This is a genomic window from Nocardioides sp. LMS-CY, from assembly GCF_018732145.1.
In the GTDB taxonomy this organism is placed as follows: Bacteria; Actinomycetota; Actinomycetes; order Propionibacteriales; family Nocardioidaceae; genus Nocardioides; species Nocardioides soli.
Genome location: NZ_CP076104.1, coordinates 533,776 through 549,710 on the forward strand (window position 1 = coordinate 533,776; position 15,935 = coordinate 549,710).

15 protein-coding genes, 1 tRNA gene and 1 other RNA gene are annotated in these 15,935 nt (G+C 73.7%); 12 read left to right on the forward strand and 5 right to left on the reverse strand.

Annotated features, from left to right (window positions below; genetic code table 11):
* Positions 1-36 precede the first annotated feature (36 nt).
* The 3 genes from KM427_RS02560 to KM427_RS02570 form a co-directional block, all read right to left on the reverse strand.
* Entirely contained in the window at positions 37-564 is a 528-nt protein-coding gene (locus tag KM427_RS02560; protein ID WP_252274987.1) for a LytR C-terminal domain-containing protein, read from the reverse strand.
* Positions 564-860, reverse strand: a complete 297-nt coding sequence (locus tag KM427_RS02565; protein WP_215526155.1) for a type II toxin-antitoxin system VapB family antitoxin — start codon at positions 858-860, stop codon at positions 564-566. The genes KM427_RS02560 and KM427_RS02565 overlap by 1 nt, the downstream gene beginning before the upstream one ends.
* A 69-nt stretch (positions 861-929) precedes the next feature.
* Positions 930-1,100, reverse strand: coding sequence for a hypothetical protein (locus tag KM427_RS02570; protein ID WP_215526156.1), 171 nt, complete (start codon positions 1,098-1,100; stop codon positions 930-932).
* Positions 1,101-1,272: 172 nt separating this feature from the next.
* Between KM427_RS02570 and KM427_RS02575 the strand changes: the two genes are divergently transcribed.
* Positions 1,273-1,722 carry a nuclear transport factor 2 family protein gene (locus KM427_RS02575; protein ID WP_215526157.1) on the forward strand — a complete coding sequence of 150 codons (450 nt, stop codon included), beginning with the start codon at positions 1,273-1,275 and terminating at the stop codon, positions 1,720-1,722.
* 69 nt (positions 1,723-1,791) lie between these two features.
* Here KM427_RS02575 and eccCa read toward each other — a convergent pair whose 3' ends face one another.
* Positions 1,792-5,766 (reverse strand): type VII secretion protein EccCa, encoded by a 3,975-nt coding sequence (gene eccCa, locus KM427_RS02580; RefSeq protein WP_215526158.1) that lies wholly within the window; start codon positions 5,764-5,766, stop codon positions 1,792-1,794.
* 218 nt (positions 5,767-5,984) lie between these two features.
* On the opposite strand from eccCa, the gene KM427_RS02585 reads away from it, so the two are divergent.
* Genes KM427_RS02585 through eccB form a run of 4 tightly spaced genes read left to right on the forward strand, consistent with a single transcriptional unit; the run spans position 5,985 to position 9,388 of the window.
* Complete coding sequence (locus KM427_RS02585) at positions 5,985-6,302, forward strand: WXG100 family type VII secretion target (RefSeq protein ID WP_215526159.1); 318 nt, start codon at positions 5,985-5,987, stop codon at positions 6,300-6,302.
* Positions 6,303-6,330: 28 nt separating this feature from the next.
* Positions 6,331-6,633 carry a WXG100 family type VII secretion target gene (locus KM427_RS02590; protein ID WP_252275359.1) on the forward strand — a complete coding sequence of 101 codons (303 nt, stop codon included), beginning with the start codon at positions 6,331-6,333 and terminating at the stop codon, positions 6,631-6,633.
* Entirely contained in the window at positions 6,630-7,940 is a 1,311-nt protein-coding gene (gene eccD / locus KM427_RS02595) for a type VII secretion integral membrane protein EccD (RefSeq protein WP_215526161.1), read from the forward strand. Before KM427_RS02590 ends, eccD begins: the two co-directional genes overlap by 4 nt.
* Positions 7,940-9,388: a type VII secretion protein EccB gene (gene eccB / locus KM427_RS02600; RefSeq protein ID WP_215526162.1), complete on the forward strand. Its 1,449-nt coding sequence runs from the start codon at positions 7,940-7,942 to the stop codon at positions 9,386-9,388. Before eccD ends, eccB begins: the two co-directional genes overlap by 1 nt.
* On the opposite strand, the gene KM427_RS02605 is transcribed toward eccB, so the two are convergent.
* Positions 9,377-9,464 (reverse strand) — tRNA-Ser (locus KM427_RS02605). The two genes, eccB and KM427_RS02605, sit on opposite strands and share 12 nt — an antisense overlap.
* Before the next feature lie 126 nt (positions 9,465-9,590).
* On the opposite strand from KM427_RS02605, the gene ffs reads away from it, so the two are divergent.
* The 7 genes from ffs to KM427_RS02640 all read left to right on the forward strand — a co-directional run bounded on the left by ffs (position 9,591) and on the right by KM427_RS02640 (position 15,881).
* Positions 9,591-9,681, forward strand: an RNA gene (gene ffs / locus KM427_RS02610) — signal recognition particle sRNA small type.
* Between the two features lie 191 nt (positions 9,682-9,872).
* Positions 9,873-11,909 (forward strand): DNA polymerase III subunit gamma and tau, encoded by a 2,037-nt coding sequence (locus KM427_RS02615; RefSeq protein WP_215526163.1) that lies wholly within the window; start codon positions 9,873-9,875, stop codon positions 11,907-11,909.
* Positions 11,910-11,925: 16 nt separating this feature from the next.
* Complete coding sequence (locus KM427_RS02620) at positions 11,926-12,312, forward strand: YbaB/EbfC family nucleoid-associated protein (protein WP_183592482.1); 387 nt, start codon at positions 11,926-11,928, stop codon at positions 12,310-12,312.
* A gap of 8 nt (positions 12,313-12,320) precedes the next feature.
* Positions 12,321-12,920 carry a recombination mediator RecR gene (gene recR, locus KM427_RS02625; protein WP_215526164.1) on the forward strand — a complete coding sequence of 200 codons (600 nt, stop codon included), beginning with the start codon at positions 12,321-12,323 and terminating at the stop codon, positions 12,918-12,920.
* Entirely contained in the window at positions 12,913-13,524 is a 612-nt protein-coding gene (locus tag KM427_RS02630) for a DUF5063 domain-containing protein (RefSeq protein ID WP_183592484.1), read from the forward strand. The genes recR and KM427_RS02630 overlap by 8 nt, the downstream gene beginning before the upstream one ends.
* Before the next feature lie 39 nt (positions 13,525-13,563).
* Positions 13,564-14,838: an aspartate kinase gene (locus KM427_RS02635; protein WP_183592485.1), complete on the forward strand. Its 1,275-nt coding sequence runs from the start codon at positions 13,564-13,566 to the stop codon at positions 14,836-14,838.
* A 2-nt stretch (positions 14,839-14,840) separates the two neighbouring features.
* Positions 14,841-15,881 carry an aspartate-semialdehyde dehydrogenase gene (locus KM427_RS02640; protein WP_215526165.1) on the forward strand — a complete coding sequence of 347 codons (1,041 nt, stop codon included), beginning with the start codon at positions 14,841-14,843 and terminating at the stop codon, positions 15,879-15,881.
* The last annotated feature ends 54 nt before the right edge of the window (positions 15,882-15,935 follow it).

The window sequence follows — 15,935 nt, forward strand, 5'->3', positions numbered from 1 at the left end:
CCATGCCGGCCGCCATGCCGGCCGCCTGGCCGGCCGTCAGCCCACCGGGGGGCTGCAGACCTCGGTGTCCGACTCGACCGTCACGGACTGCTCGCCCGCGGCCAGCTTCGTGGAGCCGAAGTCGTCCCCGACGAGCACGGTGACGCCGGCCCCGATGCCGTCGCGGCGCTCGATCTCGACGCCCGGGAGGTAGCTCGCGACCAGCTGGACCGCGGGGCTCTCCGGCTCGGTCGTCCAGATCGCGACCCGGCGTACCTTCGCCGACCGGGCGTTGCCGGAGGTGCCCTCGCTGAAGCCGGCGTCGACGAACAGCTGCATCGTTCGGCCCGCGAGCCCGTCGCGCTGGCCGGCGTTGTACACGCTCACGGTGACCTGCTGCCGGTACAGGTCGGAGCCGGCGCTGACCGGCGTGGACACGCAGATCGGGCTGTCGACCTTGGCGGGCAGCGGCTTCGTCGTCGCGCTCCAGCCCCAGATCGCGGCCACGACGAGCAGCAGGCAGAGGATGGCGAGGGTCAGGGCGGTGCGGGCGCCCTGGCTCAGCGGGGTCGTCGGCTGGCTCATCAGCCCTCCACTGCGTGCACGCGGGCGTGCAGGACGAGGCGCTGCTGGAGGGCGGCGCGCAGCGCCCGGTGCAACCCGTCCTCCAGGTAGTACTCGCCCTGCCACTCGATGACGTGCGCGAACAGGTCGCCGTAGAACGTCGAGTCCTCGTCGAGCAGGGCCGCGAGCTGGAGCGTGTCCTTCGTGGTGACCAGCTGGTCCAGGCGCACCTGGCGCGGCGGCACGTCGGCCCAGGCCCGGGACGAGAGCCCGTGATCGGGGTACGGCCGCCCGACGCCGACGCGCTTGAAGATCACGGGCGCGACTATAACGACGCGCTCCGAACGCCGGCCCCGGGTCGGGCCCGGGCCTGGGTCAGGGCTGGGTCAGGCCGACCAGCGGATCGCGTCGTCGAAGTGGTCCGCCAGGGCGTGGACGCCGCGCAGGTCGGTGCGCTCGTCCAGCAGCGACGCCAGGGCGGCCGGGTGCCGCTCGCGCAGCCGGGTCCGCTGGGTGCCGTGCCGCTCGAAGTCGTTGGGGGTGGTCCGCTCGTTCATCTGCTGCCTCCTGGGTCGGTGGTGATCGACATCGGTGGGCCGCCGTCGGTGGTGGGACGACCGCCGGTACCCAGGTTGGATCGTTCACATCGCCGGCAGGTTGACTCCGGGTTACGGCCGCGTCACACGTTTCGGTCGGCACCGCGGACCGAACTGGAATACGTTCTAGTTCGTGGACGACATCACCGCGATCAGCCAGCTGAAGTACCGCTACCTGCGCACCCTCGACACCAAGGACTGGGACGCCTTCGCCGACTGCTTCCTGCCCGAGGCGACCGGCGACTACAACGGCCTGGTCTTCGAGGACCGGGCCGCGCTGGTCTCCTACATGCGCGAGAACCTCGGCGAGGGGCTCCTCACCCTGCACCAGGTGCACCACCCCGAGATCGAGGTCGACGGCGACACCGCCACGGCACGCTGGTACCTCCAGGACAAGGTGATCGTGCCGGCGTTCCGGTTCATGCTCGAGGGCGCGGCGTTCTACGACGACCGCTACCGGCGCACGCCCGACGGCTGGCGGGTCGCGCACACCGGCTACCGCCGTACCTTCGAGATCACCTACGACCTCGCCGACCTGCCCGGCCTGCAGGTCAAGGGGCCCGGTGAGCACACCCACGTGTGACGTCGCCGACGGTGGTTGAGGTGTGAAGGCGCCCTGGCGCCTGAGCCTCGAAACCACCGGCCAAGTCGGTCACTGCGACGCCTCGGTCCACGCCAGCTGCACCACCTCGACGCCCCGGTCGCGGGTGACCAGCCGGCCGCGACCGGGCGGTGCCGGCTGCGGCCGCTGGCCGCCGAGCAGCGGGCCCTCGTCGGGACTGCCGGAGAGCAGCAGGCCGGGCATCGCGAGGTCGCGCAGGGACTGGATCACCGGCTCGTACATCGCCCGGGAGGCGCCGCCCGAGCGGCGGGCGACGACGACGTGCAGTCCGACGTCGCGGGCCTGCGGCAGCAGCGGCACCAGCGCGTGCAGCGGCGAGCCCTGCGGGGTGGCGACCAGGTCGTAGTCGTCCACCAGCACGAACACCTCGGCGCCGGTCCACCACGACCGGTTGCGCAGCTGCTCGGACGTGACGTCGGGGCCGGGGAGCCGGCCCTCGAGGTACGCCGCGAGGTCGCGCAGTGCGGGCTGCGCCCGGGTGCCGGAGGTGAGGTGGTCGAGGAGGTACTCCTCCGGCACCTCACCGAGCAGCGAGCGCCGGTAGTCGACGACCACCAGCTGGGCGTCCGCGGGGGTGCGCGTGCGCATCGCCTCGTGGGCGTAGGTCCGCAGCGCGGCGCTCTTGCCGGACCCGCCGTCGCCGAGGATCAGCAGGTGCGGCTCGGCGGCGACGTCGAGCGCGACCGGGTCGAGATCCTGCTCGGCCACGCCGAGCAGGAGTGCGGGTCCGGGGCTCCCGGCCCGCGCGCGGACGTCGTCGAGCGCGACGAGCCCGGGCAGCAGTCGCAGCTTCGGCCCCGGCGGACCGGCCCAGGCGGCGTTCGACCGCGCGACCAGGTCCGAGACGCCCGCGCCGAGCGTGTCGGCATCGGGGTCGCCGTCGATGCGCGGGAGCGCCGCGAGGAAGTGCAGCGCGCCCGGCACCAGGCCGCGCCCGGGGCGTCCCGTCGGCACCAGGGCCGCGACACTGCGGTCGATCTCGGAGTCCATCGGGTCGCCGAGCCGCAGCTCCAGCCGAGTGCCCAGGAGGTCGCGCATCGAGGCCCGGAAGTCGGCCCACCGGGCGGCGCCCACGATGACGTGCAGCCCGTACGTCAGGCCGCGGGCCGCGAGCTGCTGGATCCCGGCCTCGAGGTCGTCGAAGTCGGCGCGCAGCGTGCTCCAGCCGTCGACGACCAGGAACACGTCGCCGTACCCGTCGTCGGTGCGCCCGTCCGCGCGCCACGAGCGGTAGGTCTCGATCGAGTCGATCCCGTGCGCGCGGAAGTGCGCCTCGCGCCGGTCGACGATGCCGCGGACCTCGGCGACGATCCGGCGTACGACGTCGGGCTCGGCGCGCGTGCCGACGCCCGCGACGTGCGGCAGCCCGGCGAACGGCGCGAACGTCCCGCCGCCGAAGTCGAGCACGAGGAACTGCGACTCGCGCGGCGTCGCGGTCAGCGACAGGCTGGTGACGATCGTGCGCAGCAGGGTGCTCTTGCCGCTGCGCGGACCGCCGACGACCGCGACGTGCCCGCCGGCGCCCGACAGGTCGACGGTGAGCGGGTCGCGGCGCTGCTCGCGCGGCCGGTCGACGGTGCCGAGCGGTACGACGAGGCCGCCGCGGCGACGCCACCGCTCGGAGACCAGGCCGAGCCGTGCGGCGGGGGCCAGGTCGGGCATCAGCCGGTCGAGGGTGTCCGGCCGGTCCAGGGGCGGCAGCCAGACCTGGTGGGCGGCCGGGCCGTGCCCGGCCAGGCGGCGCACCGCGACCGAGAGCAGCGACTCGCCGACCTCGGGTGTCGGCGGTGCGGGCTCGGGATCGGGGGCGGCGACGTCGAGGCTCCGCACCTCCGAGATCGTGAACGGCAGGATGCCGTGTGCACGGCTGCCCTCGTCGCGACGTACCGGTGGGAGGCGGGATCTCGGCGCACCGGAGACGTACGCCGCCTGGAACCGCAGCAGGATCGCCGGGTCGGGCTTGAGGTAGCCGAGGCCGGGGACGGGCGGCAGCTCGTAGGCGTCGGGGACGCCGAGCACCGCGCGCGACTCGGTGGCGCTGAAGGTGCGCAGCCCGATCCGGTAGGACAGGTGGGACTCCAGTCCCCGCAGGCGCCCCTCCTCGAGCCGCTGCGAGGCGAGCAGCAGGTGCAGGCCGAGCGAGCGGCCGAGCCGGCCGATCGCGACGAAGAGGTCGGCGAACTCCGGCTTCGCCGACAGCATCTCGGAGAACTCGTCGACCACGATGAGCAGCGACGGCAGCGGAGCCAGTCGCTCGCCGGCCGCCCGGGCCCGCTCGTAGTCGCGCACCGACGCGACGTCGCCCGCGTCGCGCAGCAGCTGCTGGCGGCGCACCATCTCGCCCGAGAGCGCGTCCTGCATGCGGTCGACGAGCGTGAGCTCCTGGGCCAGGTTGGTGATCACGGCCGAGACGTGGGGCAGGCCGGCCAGGCCCGCGAACGTCGCGCCGCCCTTGAAGTCGACCAGCACCATGTTCAGCTGCTCGGGGGAGTGGGTCGTCGCGAGGCCGAGCACCAGGGTGCGCAGGAGCTCCGACTTGCCCGAGCCGGTCGCGCCGATCACCAGGCCGTGCGGCCCCATGCCCTGCTGGGCGGACTCCTTGAGGTCGAGGTGCACCGGCGCGCCGTCGTCGCCGAGTCCGATCGGCACCCGCAACCGGTCGCGCGCGGGCCGCGGTCGCCAGGCGCGGGCCGGGTCGAGCGAGCGGACGTCGCCGAGTCCGAGGAGCTCCATGAGGTCGTCGGGCGCGGCGACCTCGCCGCCCGACCCGACCACCTCGGACGACGCCGTGCGCAGCGCCGTCAGCCGTCGGGCGAACGCCTCGGCGGTCGCGAGGGGGCACGCGTCGGCGTGCGCTCGGATCGGCTCCTCACGTGGCCGCAGCGCGAGGACGGGGTGCCGGCCCTGCGCGTCCGGGCCGGAGGTCTCGTCGAACTCGAGCCGCAGCCGGCTCGGGTCCTCCAGCTCGTCCCAGCGGACGGGCAGGTCGACGAGCGTGACCCCGTGCAGACCCTCGGGCGGTACGACGTGGTTGCCCGGTGGCAGCTCGCCCCCGTCGATGACGAGCATCAGGTGCGGGGTCGCGGGCCGCCCTTCGGCGCCGAACCGGGGACGGTCGGGCAGGTCGGCGGGCAGCAGCCCGGCCAGGTCGACCAGCGACGTCGAGACCATCCGCATCGGGCCGACGGCGTCGGATCGCCGGCCGCTGTGGGCGTGGGGGAGCCACTTGACCCAGTCCCAGTGGGCGAGGTTCTGCTCGGAGGCGAGGACGGCGACCGCCAGCTGCTCGGGGGCGTGGAACGCCGCCGCCGAGCAGATCAGCGACCGAGCCAGGGACCGCGCCGGCTCCGCCGGACCGCAGGCCTCGATGCGGTCGAAGGTGCGCAGGTCGATCGACGCGGGCAGGTCGGGCTGGAGCCCGTGGACCGCGAGCAGGCGGTGCAGCGCCGATGCCGACACCGGATCGGCCTGGTCGCCCGGCGTGCCCTCGGGTGGCACCAGCGCGAGTGCGAGCGGCTGCGCGCAGACGCCGTACCGCACCTCGAGGGAGCCGGGGTCGGCGCCGTCGCGCTCCCACAGCCGCGACCGCGCCGCGGCCAGCGCCGGGAGTGCCGCCGGCTCGGGGTGGCGCCAGGTGAGCGCCCGATGCTGCTGGGCCGCGGCGTCGCGGACCTGCTCGCGGACGCCGGCGAGGTAGCGGAGGTAGTCGGCGCGCGAGCCGCTGGTCCGCTGCTCGCGCTGCCGGCGCTGTCGGTCGATCTGGACGACGACGAAGCCGACCGTGGCGAAGACGAACAGCCCCGCCGCGACGAAGGCCCGGCCGCCCTCGGTGCGGCTCATGGTCGCCACGAGCACGATCGAACCGAGGCTGCCGAGCATCGGGATGGCGTTCATCAGCACGCCTCCGGCGCCCTCGGCCGGGAGGATCCGCGGGGGTGGCCGGAGCACGAGCTCGCCCGACGGCAGCTCCGGCCGGTCCGGTCTCGTCCTGCGCAGCGTCGTCAACGCGCCCTCCTCTCCTGCTCCTCGGAACTACCCGCTCGGGACCGGTCCACCCCGTGATCCACAGGGGAGATTCCCTTGCCGGCCGGGGCTGTGGAGACGGGTTTGTGGCCCCTCGACCCGGGCAAGCGAGTCCTGTCCGGTGCGGGAACGGGCTCAGGCACCGGAATCGGATTCGGTCTCGGGCGGCGACGCGGCCCGGTGGAGAAGGAGTTGACGCCATGTCGGGCGCAGCAGAGATGGGACAGGGTGAGGGCACGCTCACCAAGGCCGCGGCGCTCGTGGCCGCCGCCAAGCAGGACTTCGACGGGCTGAGCAAGGCTCTCGAGGGCCGGATCTCCGGCCTCCAGGGCAGGTGGGCCGGGGCCGGTGGCACCGCCTTCCTCGCGCTGCACCGGGCGTGGACGGACCGGCAGCGCGTGATCACCGGCGCGCTCGACGAGTTCGAGGCGTCGCTGACCGCGACGGAGAAGGACAACCTCGACACCGACCAGGCGCAGTCCGCCGCCTACTCGACGATGGCCGGCCGGCTCGGCTGACCGGCCCGGAACGAAGGAAGTGAGCGAGATGACCCTCGACGGACTCCGCGTCCACCATGCCGGCCTCGAGACGGCCGCCCAGGACCTCGCCGACGCCGTCCATAAGATCGACGGCCGGCTCGACCAGCTCGAGGCGGAGCTGGCCCCGCTGCGCAGCGACTGGACCGGCAACGCCCAGCAGGCCTACGTCGTCGCCAAGGCCACGTGGGACACCGCGATGCAGGAGATGAAGACCCTCCTGCACGACACGAGCACGACCGTCCACCACTCGAACGCCGAGTACCAGGCCGCCGACGCCCGGGGAGCGGCGTCGTTCGGCATCCGAGGGTGAGCGGCCCGGCGCTGGTGCGGGTCACGGTCGCATCGGGCACCCGGTGCGTCGACCTGGTGCTGCCCGGCGCCGTCCCCGTCGCCGAGCTGGTGCCCGAGCTGGCCCGCAGCGTCGGCCTCCTCGACCCCGGGACCGTCCACGGCGGCTACCGCCTCGTCACGGCGGGTGGCCGCCGGCTCGCCGCCGACGCCGGTCTGGTGAGTCAGGGCGTCGCGGACGGCGGCCTGCTCACGATGGCCGCGGGGGTGGACGACGAGCCGCCCCGGATCTACGACGACGTCGTCGAGGCGATGGCCGACGCGGTCGAGCGCGAGCTGACGCCCTGGCCGGCCGCCGCGGGCCGGCGTACCGCCCTCGGCGCGGCGGGGCTGTCGCTGGCGCTCGGCGCCGCGGCCCTGCTGCTCCAGCGCGGGTCGCCGTTCGCCGGCGTCGCCGCCGCCGTGATCGCGGCCGGGCTGGCGGCCGGCGCGATCGTGCTCTCCCGGGTCGTCCACGAGCGGGACGCCGCGGTCGTGGTCGCCTGGACCGCCGCGCTGTACGCCGCGGTCGCGGGCGTGCTGCTCGGCCCGCCCGCGATCGCCGCCTCGGCCGCCGCACTCGGCGTCGGGCTGATCTGCCTGCTGGGCCTCGGCGACGGGCGAGTGCTGGTGCTGCCGCCGGTCGTGTCCGGTGCGACCTTCCTCGCCGTCGGGCTGCTGCGCGAGGTCGCCGACGTCGGGCCTGCCGTCGTGCTGACGGTCGCGCTCGTGCTCGTCGTGCTCGCCGGCATCGCGTTCCCGTGGCTCGCCCTGGGTGCCGCGGGGACCTCCGTCGACCTGCTCCACGCCGACATCGCCGCCGAGCCTCGGCCCGTCGACGCCGATCGGGTCGCGGCCGACGCTCGGCTGGCCCACGAGATCCTGGCCGCGGTCTCGGCGAGCGTCGGCCTGCTGCTGGTGCTGATCGCGCCGTTCGCGGTGTCGCTCGGCGGCGCCGGCGCGATCCTGGTCGTGGCCTGCTGCGCCGTCGTGATGCTGCGCACCCGGCGGCATCGCGCCGAGGCGGAGGTCATCGTCGGGCTCGGCGCGGGTCTCCTCGGCCTGCTCTCCGCCGCGGTCGCGGCGCTCTGGCTCGAGCCCGACTGGCGACCCGCGGTCGCGGTGCTGCTGGTCGTGAGCGGTGCCGTCCTGCTGCCGCAGGCGCTGGTCCGGCGTACGCCGTCGGTACGCCGCGGCCGGCTCAGCGACCTCGCCGAGAGCGTCGGGCTCGCGGCCCTGCTGCCGCTGCTCGTCGTCGCCACCGGCGTCCTCTCCGCGATCCGCGGCTGATGGCCACCAGGAAGGAGCTCGTCGAGGCCTTCTCCTTCGGCCGCCGGCGCCTGGTCACCGCGTTCCTGTCCGGTGCCCCGGGCGCACGGGAGGCCGAGCCGGCGCGACCGGGCCGATCGATCGTCGGGGGCGCGGTGCTGGCGGTGCTCGTCGCCGCGGGCGTCGCGATCGCCGGCGTGCTCGCACCGGCCGCGCCCGACAACTGGATGCGCCGGGGCCTGGTCGTCTCGAAGGACACCGGTGCGGCGTACGTCGTCGTCGGCGACGACCCTGAGTTGCGGCCGGTCGTCAACGCCACCAGCGCCAGGCTGATCCTCGACGGCGACGCCGAGCCGACGCTCGTCGAGCAGGAAGCCATCGACGAGCAACGCATCGGCGACGACCTCGGCATCGTCGACGCACCGGCGAGCCTGCCGGCGCCGGACCGGCTGGTCGACAGCGGCTGGACGGCCTGCACGGCCGCCGGCGCCGGCATCAGGCTGCGGATCGCCGAACGACCCGACCTGCTGCCCGCCGGGGCGCGGGGCGTGACCGTCAGCAACGGCGGCGAGCTCTTCGTCGTGGTGCCGAGCGACGAGCTCTCCGGCGGCGGTGCGGTGCTGCTCCCGATGGGCGCACCGGGCGACCAGACCGACAACCTGCTGGCGGCCCTCGGCCTCCAGACCACCGCTGCCGCGATCCCGGTCGACCGGGCCTGGATCGACCTCTTCCCGGTCGGCGCTCCGCTGGACTGGCGGAGCTTCGGGCTCACCGGCTACGGCTCGACTCCCGAGTACGCGGCCGGCGCGATCGGCGCCCATGAGATCGGCGACCTGCTGATGACCGGCGAGGAGCGGCTGCTGCTGACCGAGAGCGGCCCCGTGGCGCTGACCGAGTTCGCGGCGACCGTCTACCGCAACGTGGTCGCCCCCGACGACCGGGTGGTCGCGCCCGAGGTCGTCGACACGGCGCCCCGGGTGCCGCGCGGCGACGCGGTGCTCGAGGGCGCCGGCTGGCCGGCCACCGTGCCGGACGCCGCCGTCGACGAGCCGTGCGCCGAGCTGGTGGCCGAGGCCGGTGCCGTCCCGGCGGTGCGGCTGGGCACCCCGGGTGCGTCCGCCGGCGCCGCCGACGTGCTCGCGGGTGAGCGGGACGTGGACGTGGTGCCGGGCCGCGGCGCCCACGTGCTCTCCGGAGGCTGGACCGACCCCGACCGGGGTGCGCCGTACCTCGTCGACGCCCGGGGCCGGGCGAACCGGCTGGTCGGCGACGACGCCGCGGCCGCGCTCGGCTACGGCGACCACCGGGCGGTCGTCGTACCGGAGACCTGGCTGCGGCTCCTCGGGTGCGGCGTCACGCTGTCGCGCGAGGCCGCGCTCTCGCCGCCTGAGGATGAAGCCGGGTCGTCCGTCTCAGGAGGGTGTGGAGACCGTCCTGAGGCGGACGACGCGGCTACCTGGCGGAGGTAGGGGGATTCGAACCCCCGAGGGCGTTAACCCAACCCGCTTTCCAAGCGAGCGCCATAGGCCACTAGGCGATACCTCCGGGAGGAGGCTACCGGGCGCCGTACGACGCTGCGAAATCGACCGGTTCGTGGTCGGGTCGGTGTGTCGGCCGCTCGGAGGAGGCCCGTCTTGGAGCGCTGCCGGGGGCTCACCTACACTCGGGGCCAACCCCCCGTGTGGCGGCATCTTGCCCAACTCCCCCAGGGCCGGAAGGCAGCAAGGGTAAGCGAGCTCTGTCGGGTGCGCGGGGGGCCTTTTCACGTCCCGGTGCCTGAGCCTGCCAGGGCGTCGACCCGGCGCGGCTCACGCATGTAACGCCGGGTTATCTGCTGTTCCCACCATGTTGCAGCACGGTGGGAACAGCGGATAACCCGGCGTTACAGCGGAGACGGCAACCCGCTTCCCCCGCCCGCTACCGGCTGTCGGTGCCGCTGGTTAGGGTTCATGCGTGGAGTCCCCTCTCGCGCTGTACCGCCGCTACCGGCCCGAGTCCTTCGCCGAGGTCATCGGCCAGGACCACGTGACCGAGCCGCTGCGGGCCGCGCTGGCGAACAACCGGGTCAACCACGCCTATCTGTTCTCCGGGCCGCGCGGCTGCGGCAAGACCACCAGCGCCCGCATCCTGGCGCGTGCGCTCAACTGCGAGCGGGCGCCGGTGGCCGACCCGTGCGGGGAGTGCGAGAGCTGCCGCGACCTGGCCCGGGGCGGCCCCGGCTCGATCGACGTGATCGAGATCGACGCGGCCTCCCACGGCGGTGTCGACGACGCCCGCGACCTGCGCGAGAAGGCCTTCTTCGCGCCGGTGAAGAGCCGCTACAAGGTCTACATCATCGACGAGGCCCACATGGTCACGACGCAGGGCTTCAACGCCCTGCTCAAGCTCGTCGAGGAGCCCCCGCCCCACCTGCGCTTCATCTTCGCGACCACCGAGCCCGACAAGGTGCTGCCGACGATCCGGTCGCGCACCCATCACTACCCGTTCCGGCTGATCCCGCCGCGGCTGCTGTCGTCGTACCTCTCCGAGCTGTGCGACAAGGAGGGCGTCACCCTCGACCCGGCGGCCCTGCCCCTGGTGGTGCGCGCCGGTGGCGGGTCGGCCCGCGACACGCTCTCGGTCCTCGACCAGCTGCTCGGCGGTGCCGGCTCGGCGGGGGTGACCTACGAGCTCGCGACCGGGCTGCTCGGCTACACCCCCGACACGCTGCTCGACGACGTCGTCGACGCCTTCGCGGCCGGTGACGGCGCCGCGGTCTTCGGCGTGGTCGACCGGGTGATCGAGACCGGGCAGGACCCACGCCGGTTCACCGAGGACCTGCTGCGCCGGCTGCGCGACCTGGTGATCGTCGCGGCCGTCCCCGACGCGCCCGCCACCGGGCTGATCGACGTCTCCGAGGACCAGGGCGAGCGGCTGGTCGCCCAGGCGGCGCGCTTCGGCCCGGCCGAGCTCAGCCGCGCGGCCGACATCGTCGCGTCCGGGCTCACCGAGATGCGGGGCGCGACCGCGCCGCGGCTGCTGCTCGAGCTCCTCTGCGCCCGGGTGCTGCTGCCGGGTGCCGACCACGCGACCGACGGTGTGCTGGCCCGGCTCGACCGGCTGGAGAAGCGGCTGACGATCAGCGGGGGCGCGCCCACGCCGACGTCGGCACCGCCCGCGCCGCCCGCTCAGGACCGGCCGGTGGCACCCGCCCACCGGCCGGACGCCCCCGACCCGGCCGCCGCGCGCCCGGAGCCCGTGGCCCCACCGGCCACCGAGCCCGCCCCCGTGCCCGAGCCCGTGTCCGAGCCCGTGTCCGGTACGACGGCCGAGCCGGCTCCCGCGCCCGAGCCGGTCGTCGAGGCGCCACCCGAGCCCGCCCCGACACCCGCGCCGGCGCCGGCGGCATCGGGCAGCCTGTCGCTCGTCGACGTACGCCGGCTGTGGCCCGACATCGTCGACGCCACCAAGCTGCGCCGCCGCCTCGCCTGGATGCACCTGACCCAGAACTGCCAGGTGGTCGCGGTCGACGGGACCACCCTGACCCTCGGCTTCGCGAACTCCGGCGCCCGCGACTCGTTCGTCAGCGCGGGCTGCGACGACGTGCTGCGCCAGGCTGCGATCGACGTGGTCGGCGCGGAGTGGAAGATCGAGACCATCGTCGACCCCGGTGCCCAGGCCGAGGGCACGCCGGCGGTGACCCGGTCCGCGGTCGCGGAGCCGGCCGCAGCGCCGCCTGCGCCCGAGCCGCCACCCCAGCAGGCGCCCCAGCAGCCACCCGCCGAGCCCGCCGAACCCGGCGGGCCGAGTGCCAGCGCTGCCGCGCGGGAGGCGATCCAGCAGACCCGCTCCGCCGACCATCAGCCCGAGCCGTCCGGCCCCGACTGGGCCTCGGCCGACGCCGACGCCCACCCCGACGACCTGGACGCCGATCACCAGGGCATGAGCGCCACCGAGCTGCTCCAGCGCGAGCTCGGCGCCCAGATGATCGAGGAGATCCGCCACCAGTGACGAGAGGCAGCACCACATGAGCCAGAACCCCTTCGATGCCCTGGGCGGCGGTGGCTTCGACATGAACGCCCTGCTCCAGCAGGCCCAGCAGATGCAGGAGCAGCTCCAGGACGCGCAGGCGCGCCTGCAGGAGAGCGTCGTCGACGGCACGGTCGCCGGCGGTGCCGTCACGGTCAAGGTCAACGGCGTCGGCGAGCTCGTCGGCGTCGAGATCAAGGCCGGCGGCTTCGACGGGAGCGACCCCGACGACCTGGCCGACCTCGGCGACATGATCGTGGCCGCCTACCGCGACGCGAAGGCGAACGCCGACGCGCTCGCCGGCGAGGCGCTCGGTCCGCTCGCCGGCGGCCTGCCGGGTGGCGGCCTGCCCGGGGGCGATGCCCCCGGCCAGCTCGGCTTCTAGAGGTCACGTTGTACGAAGGCATCGTCCAGGACCTGATCGACGAGCTCGGCCGGCTGCCGGGCGTGGGTCCGAAGAGCGCCCAGCGCATCGCGTTCCACCTGCTCCAGGCTGACCCGACCGACGTACGTCGGCTCGCCGACGTGCTGATCGAGGTCAAGGCGAAGGTGAAGTTCTGCAGCACCTGCTTCAACGTCTCCGAGGACGAGCAGTGCCGCATCTGCCGGGACCCGCGCCGCGACCCGACGGTGCTGTGCGTCGTGGAGGAGTACAAGGACGTCGTCGCGATCGAGCGGACCCGCGAGTTCCGGGGCCGCTACCACGTGCTGGGCGGGGCGATCTCGCCGATCGACGGCATCGGGCCCGACCAGCTGCGCATCCGGGAGCTGATGGTCCGCCTCTCCGACGGCAACCTCACCGAGATCATCCTCGCGACCGACCCCAACCTCGAGGGCGAGGCGACAGCGACGTACCTCACGCGGATGCTGAAGCCGCTCGGGTTGCGCGTGACGCGTTTGGCGAGTGGACTGCCGGTAGGCGGCGACCTCGAGTACGCCGACGAAGTGACCCTCGGCCGAGCGTTTGCAGGGAGACGATCCGCAGATGACTGACACCAAGCCCGAGCTGGGCACGCTGGACCCCGAGACCCGGGAGTTCGCGAGCCAGATCTCCGACCAGGTCGAGAGCTTCCTGCTTGCGCTGCGCGCGATCGCGCGCGAGGCCGACGGCGGCCGGGCGATCTCGCTGCTGCTGCTCGAGATCAGCCAGGTGCTCCTCGCCGGTGCCCGCCTGGGCGCCCAGCAGGACTTCACGCCCGCCGCGGAGTACCAGCCCGACGTGGGGCCGGAGGCCGACCTCGACGAGATGCGCCTCGCGCTCGCCGGCATGCTGGGCGGGGTCGACACCTATTCCTTCGTGTTCGACCCGTACGTGCCCGAGATCGTCGAGAGCCAGCTCTCCGACGACCTGACCAGCATCGCGACCGATCTCGAGAACGGCCTACGCCACTACCGGCTCGGCAACGTCTCCGAGGCGCTGTGGTGGTGGCAGTTCTCCTACGTCTCCTCGTGGGGCAACCTCGCCGGTGCGGCGCTGAACGCGCTGCTCTCCGTCGTCTCCCACGACCGGCTCGACACCGACCCGCTCGTCGAGGAGGAGGAGCAGCTCGCCGTCGCCGATGAGATGCTCGAGTCGGGCGAGCCGGACGCTCGATAGAATCGGCGGCGGAACTTCCCCGACCTCGAGGACCGCATCGTGGGCATTGTCGTGCAGAAGTACGGCGGATCGTCCGTTGCCGACGCCACCGGCATCAAGCGCGTCGCGCAGCGCATCGTCAACACGCGCAAGGCCGGCCACGACGTCGTCGTCGTGGTCTCGGCCATGGGCGACACGACCGACGACCTGCGCGACCTCGCCGAGCAGGTCACCCCGCTGCCGCCGCCGCGCGAGCTCGACATGCTGCTCACCGCGGGTGAGCGCATCTCGATGGCGCTGGTCGCGATGGCGATCTCGCAGCTGGGCTACAAGGCCCGGTCGTTCACCGGGTCGCAGGCCGGCGTGATCACCGACTCGGCGCACGGCAAGGCCAAGATCATCGACATCACGCCCGGCCGGATCGAGGCGGCTCTCGCCGACGGCGCGATCGCGATCGTCGCGGGCTTCCAGGGTGTCTCGCAGGACACCAAGGACGTCACGACCCTGGGCCGGGGCGCCTCCGACACGACGGCGGTCGCGCTGGCCGCGTCGCTCGGGGCCGACGTCTGCGAGATCTACAGCGACGTCGACGGTGTCTTCACCGCCGACCCCCGCATCGTCCCCGCCGCCCGCAAGCTCGCGCAGGTCTCCACCGAGGAGATGCTCGAGATGGCGGCCTCGGGCGCCAAGATCCTCCACCTGCGGTGCGTCGAGTACGCCCGCCGTTACAACATGCCGATCCACGTGCGCTCCTCCTTCAGCGAGAAGGAGGGCACCTGGGTCATCCCGGACCGCCGAGCAGGAGAAGTTGAGATGGAGCAGGCGATCATCGCCGGCGTGGCCCACGACCGCAGCGAGGCCAAGATCACCGTCGTCGGCGTGCCCGACAAGGTGGGCGAGGCCGCCCGCATCTTCGAGGCGCTGTCGGCCACGGAGGTCAACCTCGACATGGTGGTGCAGAACGTCTCCGCCGCCGCCACCGGCCTCACCGACATCTCGTTCACGCTGCCGCGCTCCGACGGCCAGACCGCGATGGGCGCGCTCGCCCGGATCCAGGACGAGGTCGGCTACGACAAACTGCTGTACGACGACCAGATCGGCAAGGTCTCGCTGATCGGCGCCGGCATGCGCTCGCACCCGGGCATCACCGCGAAGTTCTTCGCCTCGCTCGCGGCCGCCGGCGTGAACATCGAGATGATCTCCACCTCCGAGATCCGGATCTCGGTGATCGTCGACGAGGCGCAGGTCGACGACGCCGTCCGCGCGACGCACACGGCGTTCGACCTCGACTCGACCGAGGTCGAGGCGGTCGTCTACGGCGGGACCGGGCGATAGTCATGGGCGTGAACCTCGGTGTGGTCGGTGCTACCGGCCAGGTGGGTGTCGCGATGCGCCAGATCCTCGAGCAGCGGGCCTTCCCCGTCGACGAGGTCCGCTTCTTCGCCTCGGCCCGCTCCGCGGGCACGGTGCTGCCCTTCGGTGGACGTGAGATCGTCGTCGAGGACGCCGCCACCGCCGACCCGTCGGGCCTCGACATCGCGCTGTTCTCGGCCGGCGCCACCACCTCGCGGGCGCTCGCGTCGTCGTTCGCGGACGCCGGCGTGATCGTCGTCGACAACTCCAGCGCGTTCCGCAAGGACCCCGACATCCCGCTGGTCGTCTCCGAGGTCAACCCGGAGGCCGCCGCCGGCGTCATCACGGCGGGTCGCGGCATCATCGCCAACCCCAACTGCACCACGATGGCCGCGATGCCGGTGCTCAAGCCGCTGCACGCGGAGGCCGGGCTGGTCCGGCTGATCGCGTCGACGTACCAGGCCGTCTCCGGCTCCGGCGTCGCCGGCGTCGAGGAGCTCGCGACCCAGGTCGCGGCCGTGGGTGACAAGGCGCGGGAGCTGGCCTACGACGGCGAGGCGGTCGCGTTCCCCGAGCCGAGCACGTACGTGCGGAACATCGCCTACAACGTGCTCCCGATGGCCGGCTCGATCGTCGACGACGGGCTCAACGAGACCGACGAGGAGCAGAAGCTGCGCCACGAGTCGCGCAAGATCCTCGGCATCCCGGACCTCAAGGTGTCGGGCATCTGCGTGCGGGTGCCTGTCTTCACGGGCCACTCGCTGGCGATCAACGCCGAGTTCGCGCGCTCGATGCCGGTCGAGCGCGCCCGCGAGCTGCTCGCGGCCGCGCCGGGCGTCGAGCTCGCCGACATTCCGACGCCGCTGCACGCTGCGGGCCGGGACCCGTCGTACGTCGGTCGGCTGCGTCAGGACCCGGGTGTCGACGACGACCGCGGCCTGGCCCTCTTCGTCTCCAGCGACAACCTGCGCAAGGGCGCCGCGCTCAACACCGTCCAGATCGCGGAGCTGATCGCCCGTTCCTGAGCCCCGATCCGGAGCCGGCCGTCGGGCGGGTGTCCGCGGCCGGCGGTGGCTCCT